The organism is Bacillota bacterium, from assembly GCA_013178305.1.
Lineage (GTDB): Bacteria > Bacillota > Sulfobacillia > JABLXB01 > JABLXB01 > JABLXB01.
On record JABLXB010000009.1, the window covers coordinates 10733 to 30003 of the forward strand.

The 19271-nt window shown below is 64.9% G+C and carries 18 protein-coding genes; 14 read left to right on the forward strand and 4 right to left on the reverse strand.

The features are described 5' to 3' along the window. The first annotated feature begins 50 nt into the window (after window positions 1-50). The 8 genes from HPY55_15375 (at window position 51) to HPY55_15410 (ending at window position 9563) form a co-directional block, all read left to right on the forward strand. Window positions 51-2222, forward strand: a complete 2172-nt coding sequence (locus tag HPY55_15375; protein NPV71986.1) for an SAM-dependent DNA methyltransferase — start codon at window positions 51-53, stop codon at window positions 2220-2222. Beyond that, window positions 2219-4561: an N-6 DNA methylase gene (locus tag HPY55_15380; GenBank protein NPV71987.1), complete on the forward strand. Its 2343-nt coding sequence runs from the start codon at window positions 2219-2221 to the stop codon at window positions 4559-4561. The genes HPY55_15375 and HPY55_15380 overlap by 4 nt, the downstream gene beginning before the upstream one ends. Before the next feature lie 130 nt (window positions 4562-4691). After that, window positions 4692-5228: a cupin domain-containing protein gene (locus HPY55_15385; GenBank protein ID NPV71988.1), complete on the forward strand. Its 537-nt coding sequence runs from the start codon at window positions 4692-4694 to the stop codon at window positions 5226-5228. An 83-nt stretch (window positions 5229-5311) separates the two neighbouring features. Further along, window positions 5312-6121 (forward strand): energy-coupling factor transporter transmembrane protein EcfT, encoded by an 810-nt coding sequence (locus HPY55_15390; protein ID NPV71989.1) that lies wholly within the window; start codon window positions 5312-5314, stop codon window positions 6119-6121. Continuing rightward, window positions 6118-6966 (forward strand): ATP-binding cassette domain-containing protein, encoded by an 849-nt coding sequence (locus HPY55_15395; protein NPV71990.1) that lies wholly within the window; start codon window positions 6118-6120, stop codon window positions 6964-6966. Before HPY55_15390 ends, HPY55_15395 begins: the two co-directional genes overlap by 4 nt. Window position 6967: 1 nt before the next feature. Beyond that, entirely contained in the window at window positions 6968-7831 is an 864-nt protein-coding gene (locus HPY55_15400; protein NPV71991.1) for an ABC transporter ATP-binding protein, read from the forward strand. Window positions 7832-7836: 5 nt separating this feature from the next. Then, complete coding sequence (locus HPY55_15405) at window positions 7837-8526, forward strand: hypothetical protein (protein ID NPV71992.1); 690 nt, start codon at window positions 7837-7839, stop codon at window positions 8524-8526. A 23-nt stretch (window positions 8527-8549) separates the two neighbouring features. After that, on the forward strand, window positions 8550-9563 hold the full coding sequence (locus tag HPY55_15410; GenBank protein NPV71993.1) for an NADH:flavin oxidoreductase: 1014 nt from the start codon (window positions 8550-8552) through the stop codon (window positions 9561-9563). Between the two features lie 809 nt (window positions 9564-10372). Here HPY55_15410 and HPY55_15415 read toward each other — a convergent pair. Next, window positions 10373-11662, reverse strand: coding sequence for an alanyl-tRNA editing protein (locus tag HPY55_15415; protein ID NPV71994.1), 1290 nt, complete (start codon window positions 11660-11662; stop codon window positions 10373-10375). Between the two features lie 144 nt (window positions 11663-11806). On the opposite strand from HPY55_15415, the gene HPY55_15420 reads away from it, so the two are divergent. The 6 genes from HPY55_15420 to HPY55_15445 all read left to right on the forward strand — a co-directional run bounded on the left by HPY55_15420 (window position 11807) and on the right by HPY55_15445 (window position 16208). Beyond that, entirely contained in the window at window positions 11807-12229 is a 423-nt protein-coding gene (locus tag HPY55_15420) for a BlaI/MecI/CopY family transcriptional regulator (protein ID NPV71995.1), read from the forward strand. Next, on the forward strand, window positions 12229-13233 hold the full coding sequence (locus HPY55_15425) for a M56 family metallopeptidase (protein ID NPV71996.1): 1005 nt from the start codon (window positions 12229-12231) through the stop codon (window positions 13231-13233). The genes HPY55_15420 and HPY55_15425 overlap by 1 nt, the downstream gene beginning before the upstream one ends. A 70-nt stretch (window positions 13234-13303) precedes the next feature. Beyond that, window positions 13304-13885, forward strand: a complete 582-nt coding sequence (locus tag HPY55_15430; protein ID NPV71997.1) for a DUF2318 domain-containing protein — start codon at window positions 13304-13306, stop codon at window positions 13883-13885. Window positions 13886-13971: 86 nt separating this feature from the next. Continuing rightward, window positions 13972-15129 (forward strand): ABC transporter permease, encoded by a 1158-nt coding sequence (locus tag HPY55_15435; protein ID NPV71998.1) that lies wholly within the window; start codon window positions 13972-13974, stop codon window positions 15127-15129. A gap of 62 nt (window positions 15130-15191) precedes the next feature. Continuing rightward, window positions 15192-15914 carry an ABC transporter ATP-binding protein gene (locus tag HPY55_15440; protein ID NPV71999.1) on the forward strand — a complete coding sequence of 241 codons (723 nt, stop codon included), beginning with the start codon at window positions 15192-15194 and terminating at the stop codon, window positions 15912-15914. A gap of 45 nt (window positions 15915-15959) precedes the next feature. Next, window positions 15960-16208 carry a DUF2933 domain-containing protein gene (locus HPY55_15445; GenBank protein ID NPV72000.1) on the forward strand — a complete coding sequence of 83 codons (249 nt, stop codon included), beginning with the start codon at window positions 15960-15962 and terminating at the stop codon, window positions 16206-16208. A gap of 236 nt (window positions 16209-16444) precedes the next feature. Here the strand turns inward: HPY55_15445 and hydE are convergent, their stop codons facing one another. The 3 genes from hydE to cysE all read right to left on the reverse strand — a co-directional run bounded on the left by hydE (window position 16445) and on the right by cysE (window position 19232). After that, window positions 16445-17557: a [FeFe] hydrogenase H-cluster radical SAM maturase HydE gene (gene hydE, locus HPY55_15450; GenBank protein ID NPV72001.1), complete on the reverse strand. Its 1113-nt coding sequence runs from the start codon at window positions 17555-17557 to the stop codon at window positions 16445-16447. A 78-nt stretch (window positions 17558-17635) separates the two neighbouring features. After that, window positions 17636-18586, reverse strand: coding sequence for a cysteine synthase A (gene cysK / locus HPY55_15455; GenBank protein NPV72002.1), 951 nt, complete (start codon window positions 18584-18586; stop codon window positions 17636-17638). Further along, window positions 18564-19232: a serine O-acetyltransferase gene (cysE, locus tag HPY55_15460; GenBank protein ID NPV72003.1), complete on the reverse strand. Its 669-nt coding sequence runs from the start codon at window positions 19230-19232 to the stop codon at window positions 18564-18566. The genes cysK and cysE overlap by 23 nt, the downstream gene beginning before the upstream one ends. Window positions 19233-19271 lie beyond the last annotated feature (39 nt).

Genomic DNA, 19271 nt, shown 5'->3' on the forward strand with positions numbered 1-19271 from the left:
ATCATTCTATACCTGGGGAACCAGTATTGTCCATGTAGGTAATTGCACCCATGCTGGCGAATCTGCACGAAAAACGACGGCGGCGATCCAATGAGCTGGAGGTCCTGGACCTGGAGGACGCGCGGAGGACAATCGAGACCCTCCTGAAGCAGGGCCTGGCGACGGCCACGGCGGAGGAATGGGCTTCGCTGATTTATGGCGTGTGCAGGCGGTTTGCCTGCGCATACGAGGTCCGGCCGCCGCGAATCCACAACGGCGTCCATACCGGCGGGCCGGTCACGCGAGCGGGCCACTGGGCATGGCTCGATGACCGCACGCTGTTCACCTGCCCCGAGTCGTGGGCATGGACGATCGCCTCGCTCACACCCGATTTCGGCCCCAGGGAGAAAGGCGCCGTAAGTACGGCGCCGGCTCTGGCGCGGTACATGTGCTCGCTAGCCCTCGATGCGTGGTGCGCGGGCGAGGACCGGGACCAGGCGCGATTCCGTGAAAGTGGTTCCCTTCCCACGATTGTCGACCCCGCCGTGGGCGGCGGGGCTTTCGTCCTGGCGATGGCTTCCGAGATGGCGAACAGGTCGGGGGACGACGGCAGGGCCTTCCGTCAGGCAGCCGTACGGCGAATGACGGGGGTAGATGTGGACCCCGTGTGCGTCACCTCCGCACGGGCGGCGTCCTGGTTATACAGCCTGGCAGGCGCGGGCGTGGGTGAGCCGGCGGTAGCCCCTGTCTACCATGGTGACAGCCTTCTGGAGCCACCCGGCTGGTGGTCGTCGGGGCCCGGCGAGCAGGGTTCATTCGACATACTCGTGGCCAACCCGCCGTACGTGAGGCAGGAGCTCATCGGGGACGAGCGCAAGGCCGCGCTCACCCGGGCCTACCCGGGGTTCAGCGGCCGCTGTGACATCTATGTCTACTTCTTCGCGCTAGCGGCCGCTCTCCTGAAGGAGGGCGGCGTGGCCGCGATTGTGTGCCCTGTGTCCTGGCTGGACGTTGCGTACGGGAAGTGCGTGAAGGAGTTCATGCTGGACCGGTTCGAAATCGAGGACATCATCGCTTCCGACGACGCACGGTGGTTCCACGGCGCGTCCGTCAATGCCCAGGTCGTGGTGTTGCGGAAGAACGCCGCGGGGGCTCGTCTCGGAGTGGCGCGGTTCGCGCGGGCCGGTGGCGGACTGGGGGGCGAACCGCTTTCGATCGTCTCGTCCCGCGCGGTGGCGCAACGACTCCTCGATCCGGCGGAGAAATGGGGGACCTATTTGAGGGCCCCCGAGCCGTACTTCGCGCTGATGGAGGCGACAGGCGGGCGCCTGTGCCGACTCGGCGACCTCGCTACCGTCTCGTTCGGGACCAAGACAGGGGCGAACGAGTTCTTCTACCTGAGGGACGTGAGCGAGACGGCCGCGGGAACGCGATTCATCGGCGAGCTCGACGGCCGGGCGTCGCGCTCCGGACTCCGCGCGGTACAGCCCGTCTCCGGCTTCGACCGCAACAGGGTTTTCGCCCTCGAATCCTCGTGTCTCACCCCGGCCGTGAAGTCCCTGCGCGAGGTGAAGGGATACCGCGTTCGCCCGGAGGGCCTCCGCATCAGAGCGTTCGCGACGCCTCCGGATGAGGCGGACCTTCCTCCCTTCGCGCGCGAGTACATAAGGCGCGGGGAGATGGCGGGATACTCCTCCAGGCCGACGTGCCGCTCGAGGAATCCGTGGTATCGCCTCAGCTCTCCCCCCGCCGGCATCCTGTACGCCATGTCGTGGGGGAGTCGCATGGGCGCCGTGCTGTGCCCGCGGGGGACGATATTCGACGCCCGCCTGTACGGGATCGAGGCGCGCGTGGGGGTGGACGTGCTCGCCCTGGCGGCCGCAGTCAATGCCACGCTCACGTGGCTGTTCACCGAGGTGTCGGGCCGCCCTATGACCGGAAGCCTCCCGCTACTCGATATCAAGATTTACGAGGTAGAGCAACTCCCCGTCCTTGACCTGAGGCGCCTGGACAGCGACGGACTGGACAGCCTCAGGGCCGCGATGAACAGGCTCCTCGGCCGCCCGCTCCTCGACATCCGCGAAGAGGTGCTGCAGCAGGACAGGCGCGAACTCGACGAGCTCGTCCTCACGCTCGCAGGGTATCCACCTGCGCGGGCGCAGGCGCTTGCCGCTGAGGTGGCGGACGCCGTCGCCACGATGGTGGCCATGAGGATATCCAAGTCGGAGCGGGTACTCGAATGAGCGGGGGGCTGCGGTTGACCACCCCCGAAGCGGAGGCATTGCTTGCCATCAGGGCGCGGTTCCTGCGGCTGATGTCTCGTGTCGCGGACTGCACGATCATCTGCGGGCGCGGCGCGGGTAGCGCTTCCACTTGCGCCGGCCCTGCTGGAGACATCTGCCGCCTCGCGCCGGGATTTCACCGGATGCCTCGCTTCGAAATCGCGAACTTGCTCCTATCGGGAAGGGGCCCGTCCACGACCCCGCTCGACGGCCCAGCGCTCGGCCTCCCGCCGGAGTCGGCCCTGAGTGTCTGGGATGGGGGTGACGGCGCCGCGGACCTGGCGATCCTCGCGGAGTCCTGCGGCGGCCGCCGGAGCAGGCGGCTCAAGGGCGCGTACTACACCGCCCCCGCGGCGGTGAGGCTGATGGCTCGGCTTGCGCTGTGGGCTCATTTGCACGACGGTGCCGGTAACGGCGCCCGCGACTACCTGGCGGAATGGGTTGGCGGCGGGACGCCCGATCCACTGCCGTCCGGCTTGCAGGCGCTGTTGAGCAGGATCCGGATTCTCGATCCCGCGTGCGGGTCGGGCGCGTTCCTCCTCGGAGCCCTTGACGAACTCCGCAGGCTCTCTCCCGCCGGGACGTCTTCCGGCAGAATAGTAGCGGAAAACCTGTTCGGGGTCGATTCGGATCCCGTGGCCGTCGCGGCGTGCCGGCACGCCCTCTGGCTCGTCGCGTCCGGGGATGGGAGTTGCCCGTTCGACATCTCCGTCAACGTCGAGTGCGGGGACAGCCTTCTGTGGGGAGGCTCCGGATCTGGTAACGCGGGCGGCCCGGCGCGGGCCGGTGGCTACGACATCGTTCTCGCCAATCCTCCCTACGTGAGGCACGAATTCATCCCCGGGGGCGTAAAATCCCGCCTGCAAAGCGAGTTCCCCGGGTTCTCCGCGCGGTCCGACCTCTATGTCTACTTCTTCGGCCTGCTCGAGCGGCTACTCCGTAAGGGCGGCGTTGCGGCCGTCATCTGTCCCACGGCATGGATGTACGTCGGGTACGGCGCGCAGTTTTCCTCGTTCCTGGTCGAGCGGTTCGAGGTGATAGCCGTGATCCGGTCCGAGGTGGAGCGGTGGTTCCCGCAAGCCAGCGTGGACGCAGGCATAGTGCTGCTCCGAAAACCCGCCGCGGCGTGCCCTCCCGCATCCCAGCCCACGGCGTTCGTCAGACTGATGCAACCGCTGGCGGACCAGGGGTGGGGCTCGTTGGCCGGGGCGCTTGACTCCGGCGCTCGAAGCGAACCCGGCGGCGCCCGAGGGCTCTTCGATCTCACGCTTGCCGACTGCCGCGGGCTCGGCGCGGGCAAGTGGGGGTGCGTCTTTCACCCCGCGCCGCTCCGGGAGCTCTACGATGACGGCCGGAATCTTTGCAGGCTCGGTGACGTCGCCACGGTCAAGAGGGGGTTTACTACGGGGGCGAACGATTTCTTCTATGTGATCGACCTGGGCGACGCCCGAGGCGGGCCGGAGAACGGCCCAGGTCGTTGCGGGGGCCGCCTCCGGATGGTGAAGCCTTCGGGCGTGCGCGGGGAGGGACCCGTTTTCCAGATCCCCGCGGCGATGCTGCGCCCCCTCATCAAGTCGCCGCGCGAGGTGTCGGGGTACATGGCCAGGCCCGACACCCTTCGGTACAGGGTTCTCGCGTTGAGTCCCGGGTCGCTGCGTGACTGCGGGGACGCGCAGAGTCGCGGGCACCCGGGGTGCGGGGGACCGGCAGCGCTCGTCATGTGGGGCGAAGAACGGGGTTTCAACAGGAGGCCGACCTGCGCGGCCAGGTCGCCGTGGTGGTCGTTGAGGATGCCCGCCTCGCCGCCGGTAGTCTGGGCGATGACTATCCGCGAGCGCTTCTTCGCGGCCGTCAACTGCGGTGCGCAGGTGGATGCCCGGCTCTACGGAGTCTACCCCGCGAAAGGGGTCGACCCCATGGTCCTCGCGGCGGTCCTCAACTCCAGCATTGTAGCCCTCCAGGCGGAGCAGTCGTGCAGGACGTACGGGGGTGGAGGTGGTCCCCTCGACACAAAGGTGTACGAGGTCTGCGAGTTCCTCATACCTCATCCTGGGGCGATCCCGTGGCTGGAGACGGACCGCATCGTGGAGGCTTTCCGGGAAATGCTGCGGAGGGACGTGCTGCCCGCCCGGGAAGAGGCTGCGATGCCCGACCGCGCCCGCCTCGACGAGGCGGTGCTGCGAGCGGCCGGTGTGGGTCGCGACAGGGTTCCGGACCTGGCGAAAGCGGTGCGGGACGCGCTTTGTGAGAGCGTGGCCTTCCGCACATCGCGTGCGAGGCGGGTCATCTCGACGATGTGAAACCGCACGGGGGCAGGGCATTCCCCCTAAACGCCCTTGGTGCAGGAGAAACAGGCGCAACATAGAAACCATAGCCAGAACCTGCTCGTCCGCGACGAGCACTCGCGACCGGTCTAATGGAGGGGGAAGAATGCTCGGCGGCAGCATCAGGGCCAAGAGGCTTGAGAAAGAATTGAGCCTGAGGGACGTGGCGCAGAAAACGGGGCTCACCGCGAGTTTCCTGAGCCAGGTGGAACGGGATCTCGCCGAGCCGTCGATCACGTCGCTCCGAAAAATAGCGGAGGCCCTCGAAGTCCCGATATTCTACTTCCTGATGGATGCCGACGATCAGAGTCCCGTGGTGCGCAGGAATTCGAGGAAGGTCCTGCGGTTGCCGGAATCCAGACTCACTTACGAGCTCCTGTCACCGGACCTCAACAGGAAGATAGAGATGGTCATGGGCAATCTGGCCGTAAGCGGCGCCACCTGCGACACTCCATTGACTCACCCGGGTGAGGAGTGTATCCTCGTTCTTGAAGGACAAGCCAGGATCGATGTGGGAGCCAGTGTCTTCCACCTTGAACCAGGCGACAGCATCTATTATTTCGGCTCGATTCCGCACAGAGTAACCAACGAGGGAACCGGAGAACTGGTTTTCGTAATGGCAATTACCCCACCGGTGTTTTGACCGGCTCAGTATAACATAATTACCGGCGACCGGTCCGCACGGCGGATCGGTTTTTGATGCCGGCTGGGCAGGAAGGTGCGTGGATGGTGATCGCCTCACGGGCGGGACGGCGCGGATTCCTGCAGCACCTCGACCCGAGGGTCAAGATAATCTCGGTAACGCTCATCAGTGTGGCCACGTTTGCGGTATCCCGCCTGGACGCGGCCGCGATGCTCCTCGCGTTCATCATCCTGTTATGGGTGGCCGGCAGGCTTCCCACCGGCCTTGCCAGGAGGTACGCTCGGCTGGCGGGGACGGTGGGCCTCCTCCTGTTCCTCATGCAATCGCTGTTCTATCCTGGCGTTACGCCCGTGGTTTCACCGTTGACCCCCTCGTGGGTCCCACTTGTCGGGGGGGCCGGCAGGATCACCGCCGAGGGCGTACGCTGGGGCCTCCTGTCGGTGTCCAGGCTGGCGATACTGGTACTGTCGCTGCCGTTGCTCACGGCCACTACCCAGGCGGGGGTTCTCGCCCTCGGACTCGTCAAGCTCGGCCTCCCGTACCAGACCGCGTTCCTCACTACAATGGCGCTCAACCAGGTGCCGTCGATCACCTGCGAGGCCGAATCGATAATCGAAGCGCACCTGCTGAGGGGCTCGACGAGGTTCCACGCGGGTGGCCTTGTGGGCCGGTTGAAAGGGTACGCCTCAATCGCGGTGCCCCTCGGCGTGAGCTGCATGCGAAAGGCGCATCTCATGGGCGTGGCCATGGACTCCAGAGCGTTCGGCGTGAACGAGCAGCGGACGTACGTAACCGACATATCCATGAAGCCTCTCGACTGGGTATTCGTCGCACTCGTGCTCGCTGTCTCACTCTCCGCGACCCTTTGGGGCAGGGTGGGGGTGTGGGCGTGAACGCGATCGAAGTAGAGAACGTCACGTACACCTACCCCGATGCCCCGAGACCCGCCCTGGAGGGGGTCTCGATAGGGATCGGGCGGGGCCGCCTCGTCGCCGTGATGGGTGAGGGTGGGTCGGGCAAGAGCACCCTCCTCAGGTTGCTCAACGGGATAATCCCCCACGCACTGGGCGGTCGGATGGAGGGACGTGTTCGCGTGCTCGGGCACGATACCCCGGAACGGTCCGTGGCCTGGCTTTCACAGAGGGTCGGGATGGTGCTCGAGAACCCCGACGTGCAGCTGTTCACCGACACGGTCCGTTCCGAGGTGGCCTTCGGTCCGGAGAACCTGGGCCGGCCGCGAGACGAGATATTGGCGTCGATCGACTGGGCGCTGGACCTGGTGGGCCTCAAGGGAGTGGAGGACAGACCCCCCGCGGAGCTATCGGGGGGACAGAAGCAGAGGCTTGCAATTGCGGCAGTACTCGCCACGAGGCCGGAAGTCCTCGTGCTTGACGAGCCGACTTCTCAGATAGACCAGCCGGGTGCGGTTTCGATATTCAAATCGATACTGAGACTGAAGGACGAACTGGGGTTGACCATCGTGGTCGCCACGAATGACGTTTCCAGCGTGGCCGAATTCGCGGACGAAGTAATAGTGCTGCGCGGTGGAAGGATTGCCGGGACGGGGACCCCCGCGAGGGTGTTTTCCGATGAAACGCTGGCCTCCACAACCGGGCGCCCCCAGACGATCAGAGTGGCGCTGTCTCTGTACGCGAGGGGCCTTCCGTGTACAGACCGGCCGGTCAGGTTCGCCGAATGCAGGGACACGCTCGCCGGTCTCTTTCAGAGGAGATGCTGACGTGGGTCCTGTGCTGAGGGTTAAAGGCCTCGGGTACTCCTACTCGCCGGGCGTGACTGCTCTCGCCGGGATAGACCTCGAGGCCTGGAGCGGTGAGATAGTAGCCATCGTCGGCGAGAACGGTTCCGGCAAGACGACGCTTTTCAAGGTCATCGCCGGCCTGCTCCACCCCTATCGTGGAACCGTCGAGATTTGCGGTCGCGATGCGGCCTCCATGTCCGTGCCGGAGATCGCGCGCCTGGCGGGACTCGTGCTGCAGAACCCCGACGTCCAGCTTTTTTCCGGAACGGTGCGCGACGAGGTCGCATTCGGGGTGAAGAACGCGGGGCTCGACGAGGAGCAAGTCGCACGCGCGACTCAGGAGGCGATCCGCGTCACTGGGCTGGAGGGGCTGGAGGAAGAGTTCCCGCTCGCGCTTTCGAGGGGAATGAGGGGGCGGGTGGCGCTGGCTTCCGCTCTGGCCATGAACCCGCCCGTCCTCATGCTGGACGAGCCCACGACGGGGCAGGACTTCAACTCGTTGAGGCGGATAGCGGACATCTTGAGGCAGTTCGCCACGATGGGTGGGGCCGCGCTCATCGCCACTCATAACCTCGAGTTCGTCGCGGAGAACGCGTCCAGGATCGTCGTCATGGAATCCGGCGCGATCAGGATGAACGGCCCAACGCGGTGGCTGATGTCGCTTCCGGACCTCCTTACCCAGGTCGATATAGTACTTCCACAGGTGGTTCGGCTGGACAGGGGCCTTTTCAGCGGAGGCCGGCCGGTTTCCCTGACGGTCAGCGAACTCGCCGACAAGGTAGAGGAAGAATACCGGCTCAATACGCAGCAGGACGATGCAGGAGAAGGAGATGACGCAACTTGAGTAACATGTCGCGGGTACATCCGGCCGTGATCGCAATATGGGCTGCGTTGATTGTCTCGGCAAGTTTTCTCCCGACCCTCCCGATCTGGTTTACGGGGAGCACGTTCAGCCTCGCGTCCGCCCTGATCCCGCTGGCGGGCATATTCTTCGGCCCCGAGAAGGGAGCTCTCTGCGCGGCAATCGCCCAGGTAGCGGGGACGTTCATCGCTCCGCACACAGCCTGGCTGGGCATATGGACCCCCCTCGTGGGGACCGCAAACGCGTACGTCTCAGGGTGCGTCTCGCGGAAGCGGTGGGCGCCGGCGCTCGGGGTCATCGTCGCCGGCTGGGCGCTATGGTACACGTCTCCGGTGGGTCGCGAGGCCGCGATTTTCCCCGCGGTGTTCTACAGCCTCGGTATCGCCGCCGCCGTCACGGGTTCGACGTGGGGCAGCAAGTTCATATCCTCCCCGGGGGCGATCACGGCGGGAGCCGGCATCTGGCTCGCGTCGTTCGCGGGGTTTGTGGGGGCCGCTGCGGTCGGCAACGTGTTCGGACTCCTCCTCCTGAGGATCCCCGCGAAAGTGTGGAAGGCGCTCGTCTTCGTGTCACCGTGGGAGCGATCACTGTTCTCCCTGATGGCGGCGGTTGTGGGCGTCCCCTTGATGCAGGGCCTCCGTAAGGTCGGTATAGGGGTCGGCCCTCGCGATAGATAGGACTCCCACCGGAGGTGGTGAGGGTGGTTTCACTCCTTTCGGAATTCCCCTTCAAGGGTCTCACGCTACGCAACCGGATCGCCATGCCTCCGATGGCTACCGGTCTCGCCACGGAGTCGGGAGAAGTAACGCCGGCACTGATCGAGCATTACTGCAGGCGCGCGGCGTCCGGGACCGGACTTGTCATCGTGGAAAACGCTTACCTCGATCCCGCGGGCCGTCTCGGGCCGAACCAGATCGGCGTACACCACGACGGCCTCGTAGAGGGCCTGTCATCTTTGGCTTCGGCAGTGAAGGCTGAAGGCGCCGCGGTTGCCCTCCAGATCAACCATGCGGGCGGCTCGGCCAATCCGCCCGGCGACCTGAAGTACCGCCCGGCCGGGCCGTCCGCGGTTCCGAACCCGAGGGACGGAACCGTTCCGGCCGAGATGTCCGCAGGGGAAATCGAGGCAGTGGTCGAGGGGTTTGCGCTGGCCGCGTGGCGGGCGGTTGCCGCCGGCTTCGATTCCGTGGAAATCCACGGGGCGCACGGGTACCTTCTCAGCCAGTTTCTTTCGCCGCTGACCAACCACCGGAGCGACGAATACGGCGGGAGTCTCGAGAACCGAGCGCTGCTCCTCATGGAGGTTGTCCGCGCGGTCAGGGCGGCGGTGGGTGAGGCATACCCGCTCATATTCAGGCTGGGCGCCTGGGACGGGGTCAAGGGAGGTCTCATGCTGGAACACAGCGTGGCCGTGGCGCGTGACCTCGCGCGGGCAGGCGTCGACCTCCTCGACGTCTCGGGCGGGTTCTGCGGGTCCAGGCCGGACTTCCTGCAGGGCGTGGACGGTTACTTCATTCCCCTGGCGGCCGCGATCCGTAAGGAGGCAGGGGCCCCCGTACTGTGCGCGGGCGGGATCACCGAGCCCGACTATGCCAACAGGCTCGTCAGGTACGATAGGGTAGACCTTGTCGGCATCGGCCGCGCCATGCTCGAAGACCCCGACTGGGCGCGGCGCGCGATAGAACTCGCCGGTTCGCGGGACGGGGGGTCGTAAACTCGACTACCGGATGAGCATGTAGGAGATGCCCCGATGCGGACTTGGGCAGGAACTCCCCTCTTTGACCCCCAACAGTCTCCTGGGCCTGGCTGACACACTATGTAGAATAGCGAAGGCCCCCGAACGGGGGCTTTTCCGCATGTTCGGGTTACTGGGCCGTAGCTTGGAGTTGTTGCAGTGAGTATTGGCACTCAACAATACAGAGGTCGAGGTGATGCGCTCCCTCTACCAGATTAGTCTTGACCGGTGCATTGGTGTCGGAATTAGCCATAGTTCGGAGTTGGCTGGCAGTCTGTTGGCACTGTTGTATGCATTGCTGGATCACTTGAGTGGAGGACACCATTCTTCACTCTCCTTTGGCCCGTTTGTCACCGCTCTATCTCATCTGGGTCGCGCTTTGGCACTGTCGAATGCAGAGCTCGACATGGTGAGCGCCCTGGGTAAGCATGTCTCTGACGCCCGGATCACTGACGCCATTAGCCGCGCCCCGCAGTGAGTTCGCCGCCTGAGTACACGTTTGGATACACTGGTTTATCTGTTGAGTATCCGGCATTTCGATTTCACCCCTTCTTGTACCTCTAAGAAGGTAGTATTGGGCGCTCTACGCCAGTCTATCCCACCCCGAGACGCCTTGGATCTGGATTCCCGCTCATTTACGTGTTGACTGTACGCTCCCAGGGAGTCCACTGAAGATGAACGCTTTTCGCTTGGCCCTGGCAAAGCGTCTGGTAGACCACGAGGCGGCCATAAATGATTTCAATCGGAAGCCTGGGGACACCCCCTCTATCCCTACGGTCGCGACTTCCTCACTGTGCGCGTCTCACTGCGTCGAGGGCCATGGCTATGAGGCGCAGGGCGATCTCCTCAGGCTGGGCCGGCCCTGCCTGCGGCTTGACGCCGCCCTGAGCCGTCTTCGGCGTTCCGCCCCCCTTTCCCCCAAGCGCTGCCATGACCTCCTTCATTACGGCGCCCATGTCAGTGTCGACGTCGTCAGAGCGGGAGAACACCGCCCTCACGCCCTCGGGCCCGGGGGTCGCGAGCAGCGCAATCGCGTTTCCGGCTGCCGCTACCTTCGCCGCAAGTACCCTCGCCTCTTCGAACGTCCTTCCAGATAGGGATCTGGCTACCACGAGAGGGATGCCCGGCTGCCCCAGGATGTCAGGCTTCGCAAGCATGGCCTCGGCCTCGTACGACATGGTTGACGCCGAGAGCCGCTCCACTTCTTTTGACAGTGCCTGTACCTGCTGGACCTGCCGTGAAACCGCCGCGTCCAGCTCGTTTGGCGCCACGGACAGTGACCTCGAGATGGCGTTGACCAGCGCGTTCTTCCACCTGAACTCCTGCAGTGCGCGGTTTCCGCACACGAACGAAAGGCGAACGCCGGACCGCACCCGCTCCCATTTGATGACGTTGATCAAACCGACCTCTCCCGTGCACCGCGGGTGCGTACCCCCACAGGGCGAGTAGTCGAAGCCGTCCACCTCGATTATGCGAATTGGCCCCTCGCGCTCGGGGCGCTTCCTGAGCGGGAGCCGCAATGCCTCGTCCAGCGAATACCACGTTGCCGCCACCCGACGGTTCTCAAACACGATCCGGTTCGCCAGGTCCTCAGCGCGTGCGGCATCACGTTCATCGAGCGAATGCGCGTTCAGGTCTATCGCCACGTACTCATGTCCCAGGTGAAACCCGACCGTATCGGCATCGAGCGTCTTCTCGAACGCCGATGACAGGATGTGCTGCCCGAGGTGCTGCTGCATGTGGTCGAACCTGCGCTCGAAGTCGACCCGGCACGTGACGGCGTCTCCGGGCCGGAATGGGACCGGGGCCTCCGCGTCGCCCGCGCCTGCGACTTCACCCCCGGCTGCCCTGACGAGGTGCAGCACCTCGCCATCTTCCTCGATCACCGCGGCCACAGACAGGCCGCCGATGTCGCCGAGATCCCACGGTTGCCCCCCGGATTCCGGGTAGAACGCGGTGCGGTCGAGGGTCACGGCCAGGACCGCTACGCCCTCGGGGCCGGGGGCGGGCACGACTGAGCGGACGGTGGCCTCGAACTCCGTCAGGTATGGGTCCTCGTAGTACAGTCTCTCCGCCAAAGCACATCCCTCCGGGAGAGCAGGGTTCGGGACTCGCAAGGATTATCCTGCCCAACCGGACTGCGACCCTTCACGGACAATGCTCGCGCTACTATTGACCGTAGTAGACGCTTGGGGTAGAATACCGGCAGGAGGTGGCCCGTCTTGACCCGCTTCTTCGAGTTCAAGCCGCACGAACGCGGCCTGGAGAAGGTACTCGGAGGCCTCGAGGCCGAGATCATGACCGAGGTCTGGTCCTGTGGGCGGTGCACCGTAAGAGATATTCACGATCGCCTGAGGTCCCGGAAGGACCTCGCCTACACGACGGTCATGACCGTGATGGGCCGCCTGGCGCAGAAGGGCCTCCTCAACCGCGAAATGGTTGAGGGCGTTTACTACTACGAGCCAGCCATGAGCCGCGACGAATTCGAGGGGAGTGTTGCTGCCGAGGTCCTCGACGGGCTGCTGGAGGCCTTTTCGGAGAAAGCCATTGCGCACCTCCTGGGCGGCACCGGCAAAGCTAACCGTGAAGAGGTAGAAAGACTGGCCAGGATCATCGAAGAGCGCAGAAAGGAGAAGCGGGGCTGATGTCGTTCACGCCGGGCTCACTGATGGTGCACCTGAGCGTCGCCTCATTCCTCGGGCTGGCTGTCGTGAGCGGCCTTGTCGGGCTACTCGCGATCAGGAATCCCGCCTGCAGGGCGCTCCTGTTCGCCTGGGTGCTGATTGCCCCCGTGCTCGCGTTCTCGGTGCACAGCGTGGCGCCCCGCGAATGCTCCGTGCTGCCGGGGATCTCCTATTGGGCGCACCTCGCCTGCGTTGCGGGCAGATGGCTCGGCCTTGCGGGACTCGCCATCATGGGTGCCGGCCTGCTGGTCGTCCTGGCCCAGACCGGGGCCACCCTCATCATGTGTCACAGGCTCGTATCCACATCCACGCCTGCCGGGAAGGTGCCTGGCGGCGGCGACGCCGGCGGCGTGGCTTCCGGCGGCTCCGGCAGCGTTTCCAGCAGCGCAGCGCAACCAGCAGTCGCAGCCCTGGCGGAGATCTGCGCCGGAGCCGGTGTCGAACGTCCCAGGCTGCTGCTCACCAGGTTGAACGGAGTGTGCTGCACTATAGGGGTCTTCCGCCCATCCGTGGTCCTCTCGCGGGACCTGTGCGGGGCGCTTGAGCCCGACGAACTCAGGGCTGTGCTGGCCCACGAGGTAGCCCATATTACCAGACATGACAACGCCCTGGGCCTCGTCGCCGGCGTGCTTCGCGCGTTGACCTTCTTTTCGCCGGCGGCTCACTACGCGCTTTCCAGGTACCTTGTCGAACGGGAGAAAGCGGCGGACGACCTGGCCGTGGCCTTGAGCGGCGACGCGGTCGCCCTGGCCTCCGGGTTGCTGAAGGTCTACAGGGCGCGTGAGACTCGCCTCCAGCCGAAGGTATTGGTAGAGGTCGCGGCTACCGGCGAGGGTCTAAAAGGCCGTATCCGGCGCCTCCTTGCGCCGGATGAGAACGCGGCGCGCGGACCGGTGCGTTTGCAGACCTGGCGGGCTTCGGCGGTGGCTGTACTGGTGCTCGTGCTGACACTCTATCTCTGTTGACACACCCTTGCGGTGTAGTATATGTTTGCGCTGTAATACTACGCAGCGTAGTACGACGGGAGGGAGTAGGATGACTCAGTTCTCCGGCAAGCGAGCGAGGGTAGAACGCGCCGGGTCCAACTGGGGCGCCGGGCTGCTAATCGTGGTGCTGATGGTAAGCGCCTCCGCGGTGGGGACGTGGTACTTCCTTAACCGCGGTGACCGCCCCTCGTCCCGGATTCAGGCCGGTCCGCTGCAGGCGGGCAATTCGCGGCAGGGCGCCTCCGCTCAGGCCGTGACCAGAATGGCGGACGTGGAAGCGCGGGTCGAAAAGGGCAAGGTGTCGGTCTCGCTGGAGACTGTCCGGGACAAAGGGCTGATCAGGTTCGTGTACGAGGGCAAGCAGGAGCTCCCGCTGCTCGCATACGTTGCGCCGTCCGGCAAGGTCGTCACGGCGGTGAGCATGTGCGAGCCGTGCCAGTCGACGCGGTTCTTCATCCAGGGGAAGAACATCGTGTGTTCGACGTGCTACTCCCAGTGGGACCTCGAGACCCTGAAAGGCGTGACAGGCGGTTGCCTCGAGTACCCGCCTGATGTCCTGCCCAATTCAATTGAGGGCGACAGGGTGCTCATTGACGAGACGGCGGTCACCGGGTGGAAGCCCCGGGTCTAGAATGCTTCAGTCACGGACGGTGGTCCTAATGAGGAGAGACGTAATCCGCGTATTCCCCCGTGAATTGCGCTGAGGAGGGTCAACCGTTGAGGCTCATCGGGATTGCGTACGGAAACGTAAGACGGCGCAAGGGTAAGGCTGCCCTGGTCATGATCGGCCTGGCGCTGGGGGTTGCGACGGCAGTGGCGCTGATGTCCGCGAACCAGGCGATGCAGTACGAGATCGGCGCCAAGCTCGACGAATACGGCGCCAACATAGTCGTGGTACCGAGGACCCAGCAGCTGGCCCTCTCGTACGGAGGCATTACGGTTCCAGGCGTGACCGTGGGGACTCCGGAGTTCAGCCAGGAAATCGTGAAGAAAATAGCCGCCATCGAGCAGAAGGACAGCATCAACATCATAGCTCCCAAGCTCGTGGGGGCTGAGAAGATCGAGGGGCAGCCCGGACTGGTCGTCGGCGTCGATTTCGAGGCCGAGTTGAAGATGAAGAAATGGTGGCACCTGGAGGGCAAGCGCCCCTCAGAAGCCGGTGACGTGGTCCTCGGCAGCGAGGCCGCGTCACGCCTGGGGAAGTCCGCCGGAGACCCCATCAACATCGGCGACAGGGTGATGACCGTGGCATCGATCCTCGCTCCCACAGGGGGCCAGGAGGACGACCTGGTGTTCGCCGGCCTGGGGGCCTTACAGCAGATGCTCGGGAAGAGCGAGAGGCTGACATTTGTGGAGGTCAGCGCCTACTGCAACACATGTCCAATTGAGGAAATCGTGTCGCAGATCACGATAGCGGCGCCCGAGGCCAAGGTCACAGCCCTCAAGCAGAGCGTGCAGGCGCGGGCGGACATGGTGAAGCGCTTCGGCTCATTCGCACTGGCCGTTTCAACCGTGGTGTTACTGGCCGGGGGTCTCGCCGTCTCGACCACGATGCTCTCCTCGGTGAATGAGCGGACGAGGGAGATAGGCATATTCAGGGCGATAGGCTACCGCAAGTCACACATCTTCTACGTCATGCTGAGCGAGGCGGCCTTCCTCAGCTTTGCGGGCGGAATACTCGGGTACGGCTCGGGGCTTGCTCTGGCCCGGGCGGCAACATCGAGGGTGGTGGAATCGTCCGTGCAGGTGCCGTGGAACCCCGTCCTGCTGCTGGTGGCGCTGTCCGTCGCCGCCGCCGTCGGGATGCTCGCGGGGGCGTATCCCGCGTGGCGCGCGTCGCGGATCGACCCCGCCGAGGCTTTGAGGTTTATCTGATTGACGGCCCGGCCCACGGGCGAGCCGGAGGCCCTGAGCCGGGTGTGATGGAGGGATGCCTGTTGAGCTTGATAGTGCTGGAAGGCGTTACGAAGCGATACCGCGCCGCCGGCGAAGAGGTCGTTGCGCTGCACCCGGTCAACCTCAGCATAGGGCAGGGGGAGTTCGCGGCGGTCGTCGGGCCGTCCGGTTCGGGGAAAAGCACCCTGCTGTCGATCCTGGGGGCAATGAATACCCCAACCGCGGGCAGGCTGGTGGTCGACGGCATAGACGTCTACGCCCTGGACGAAGAGAGGAGGGCGGACTTCAGGAGGGAGTACGTGGGGTTCGTGTTCCAGCAGCTCCAGCTGATACCGTACCTGTCGGCGCTCGAGAACGTCATGCTCCCGCTGGTGGTGACCGGCCTGGGAAAGAAGGTGCAAGGCGAAATGGCGGGTCAGGCGCTCGAGTCTGTCGGGCTGGGCGGGAAAGCGCTGCGTCTCCCCAACGAGCTGTCGGGGGGTGAGCAACAACGCGTGGCGATCGCACGGGCGATCGTGAATGAGCCCCCGGTCCTTCTGGCTGACGAGGCGACCGGAAACCTCGACTCGCGCACAGGGGAGAACGTGATGTCGGTATTCGAGGACCTGAACAGCAAGGGGCTTACGATCGTCATCGTCACGCATAACCAGGACAACTGCCGCTACGCCGGCCGCATTCTCGACATGGCCGACGGACGGCTGTGGGAGCGGGCGGCCGCCGGGACCACCGCGAGAGTGGCCCACGAGCCGAGGATGGCCTGCTGAGGCCGGTTGGACTGGAATCAGACTGGTAGATGGAGGCGGAAGGGTATGAAGACACTATCGAAGGCGGCGCTGGTACTTGCGGGGATCGCAGCGGTGGTCTGGCTCGCGAGGGCGGGCTCCCTGAGGGCGGTGGCACCCTGGGCGGTATTCCTGGCATGCCCGCTAATGCATCTCGGGATGATGGCGTTCATGGGGCGCGGGTGCCATCACGACCGCGAGGGACACGAACACGCGCGCGGACAGGAGCCACGTCCCGGTAATGAGCCGGAACGCGCCCGTGCCGGGGAGGTGTGAGCACATGGCGGAACCTTCACCGAGGCCGTGCTGGCTGACCGCGTGGCTGAGGAGGCTAGCCGAAGCGAGCGACAGGCAGTTTGGTGGTAAACCCCCGTCGTGTTGTGGGGGTGGAGGGAGCCGCAGCCCGGGACTCACGCGGTCTGGAAAATCAGAGAACAGCACCGGTACTTGATATCCACCGAGTACCCCCTCTCGCGCGCGTAGGAGACAATGCCGTCCGGAAGGCGATGCGGTCAAATCCCAGTTCCACGGCCATTGTCTCCACCGCTTTTCCGTAGGGGCTGCAGGAACCGCGGCTTGGGTGAGTGACCCGGCCCTTGCCCGGTGGCTCGCCCCAGCCCCCCAATCATGCGGCCCAAACAGATGAGGCACTTTTCCGCCATCTCGTCCAGGCAGATCTTCCCCGGGTAGATCTGGTACAGGGGCCGGTAGCCCGTGGGGCCCACGTTGGGCATGACCACGTTGGCCCCACAGCGTAACGCTTTCTGCCTCCCCTGCGGATCGGCGGTCCCGAGCGCGGTGGTCGCAGGAATGTGCGCCCAGGGAACAGCCAGCCTGGCCACCGCCAGTACCCGCAGGCTCAGATCAACCTCACCTGGGCTGGACGCCGCCAGCGGTGTCTGGGGGTGAGGGATAAAGGGTCCGATCCCCGCCATTTCCACATCGAGTTCCTGCAGTAGAACGATGTCGTCCGCCAGGCTGGCAAGGGTCTGCCCGGGCAGGCCCACCATGTTCCCCGATCCGACCTGGTACCCCAATTCCCGCAGGTGGCGAATACAGGTCAACCGGTCCGCCAGGGTGGTTCCGGGACGCAGCCCTCGGAACAACTCGGGATCGGCAGTCTCGTGCTTCAGGAGGTAGCGGTCGGCCCCCGCCTCTCTCCAGAGGGCGTAGTCCTCCCGGGGACGATCCCCGACCGAGAGTGTGACTGCCAGCCCGGTCCGGCGCTTGATCTCGCGGACTACCTCCGCAAGGGCCGGAGCGTCCCAGAAGGGGTCCTCTCCGGACTGGAGCACGACCGTGCCCACGCCCAGGCGGGCTGCCTTCTCGGCTGCGCCCACGGTTTCGGCGAGTGACATGCGGTAGCGCTGCAAACCCGCGTTGGCCGCCCTTAACCCGCAGTAGTGACAGTTGCGCACGCAGTAGTTCGAAAACTCGATTATGCCGCGCAGGTATACCTCGTCACCTACATAGCGGTGCCGGACTTCATCTGCAGTGTGAAACAAGGTATCTTTGGCCCTCGTGTCGGCGGAGCCTTCCAAGAGGGCCAGGATAGCCTTGCGATCGATCTCTCCGGGCCTTCGTTTGGCCTGTTCCAGGGCCGTCCAGAATGCCTTGCTCTGCACGTTTGCCCACCTTCCACCTGAAGTCTCACGCCGCAAACAGGCCACCGGCGCACCTGCCGTGCAGGTACGGACGGCGAGTCACGTAGTTGTGCCGGGACTCTCGTCGAACAGTCCAGTGGACAGGTACCTCTCGCCGGTGTCCGGAAGTATGGCCACGATGAGTTTGCCGCGGCTTGTGTCCCTGAAGGCTACCTCCACGGCAGCCCAGACGGCCGCGCCAGAAGATATCCCCGCCAGTATCCCCTCTTCCCTCGCCAGGCGCCTGGCCATTTCCATGGCCCTTTCCTGCGGGACGCGGATCACCTCGTCGATCAGGTCGCGCCTGAGCACGTTGGGCACAAAGCCGGCCCCGATGCCCTGGATCTTGTGCGGCCCGGGCGAGCCCCCCGACAACACCGGCGACTCGTCGGGTTCCACCGCAATGGCCCTGAACGAGGGCTTGAGATGCTTTATCACGGTGGCGATTCCGGTGATGGTGCCGCCGGTGCCCACACCGGACACCAGTATGTCTACCTTGCCATCCGTATCCCGCCATATCTCCTGGGCGGTGGTTCTTACGTGGATCTGCGGGTTGGCGGGGTTGCTGAACTGCTGCGGCATGAACGAATTGGGCGTCGCTACCGCCAGCTCCTCGGCCCTGCGGATGGCCCCGCGCATACCCTCGGGCCCCGGGGTCAGCACGATCTCCGCGCCGAACGCTGCAAGTAGCCTGCGGCGCTCGAGGGACATGGTCTCCGGCATCGTGAGGATGAGCCGGTAGCCACGCGCAGCTGCCACAGATGCCAGCGCTATCCCCGTGTTGCCGCTTGTCGGCTCGATTATCACTGTCCCCGGCTTCAGGAGGCCGGCCTCCTCCGCCGAGTCTATCATTGCCACCCCGATGCGGTCCTTGACGCTGCCGCACGGGTTGAACGACTCCATCTTGCCGAGCACCGTCGCAACGGCGCTCCGCGTAACCCTGTTCAACCTGACCAGCGGCGTGTTGCCGATGGCCTTCGTAACATCATCAGCTATCGGTCTCGGTCCCATGTTGTTCCCTCCCGGCTGGTTGACCGGAGTTTACCCGGTTCTCCAGCGCCTCAATCCTCTGTGTGATTCCAGACAGCATCTCGACCACGGGGTCCGGCAGGTCGCCGTGGTTCAGGGGGTCTACCTTGACTCCCTCCTTCACCACGATGCGCCCGGGAACCCCCACGACGGTGCAGTTGGGGGGCACCGGTTTGATCACGACTGCTCCCGCTCCGATGCGAGAGTTGTCGCCGATCTCGATTGCCCCCAGCACCTTTGCCCCCGCCGCTATCACGACGTTCTTGCCGATAGTCGGGTGCCTTTTCCCCTTGTCCTTGCCCGTCCCGCCGAGCGTGACCTGCTGGTAGATGGTCACGTCATCCCCGACTTCCGCGGTCTCCCCGATTACCGTGCCTATGCCGTGGTCTATGAACACGCGGCGTCCGATCACGGCCCCGGGGTGTATCTCGATCAGGGTCAGGAACCGGCCCACGTGGGATACCAGCCTGGCCAGGAAGAACAGCCTCTTCTGGTAGAGCCAGTGCGCCAGGCGTTGAATCCATACGGCGTGGAGGCCGGGGTAGCAGCACAGCACTTCGACGACGCTCTTCGCAGCGGGGTCCCGCTCGAATATGGTAGCGATGTCCTCCCTGATCCTGCGAAACATCTCTCATACCCCCGATGGATTTGATTCGTGCCGACGCAT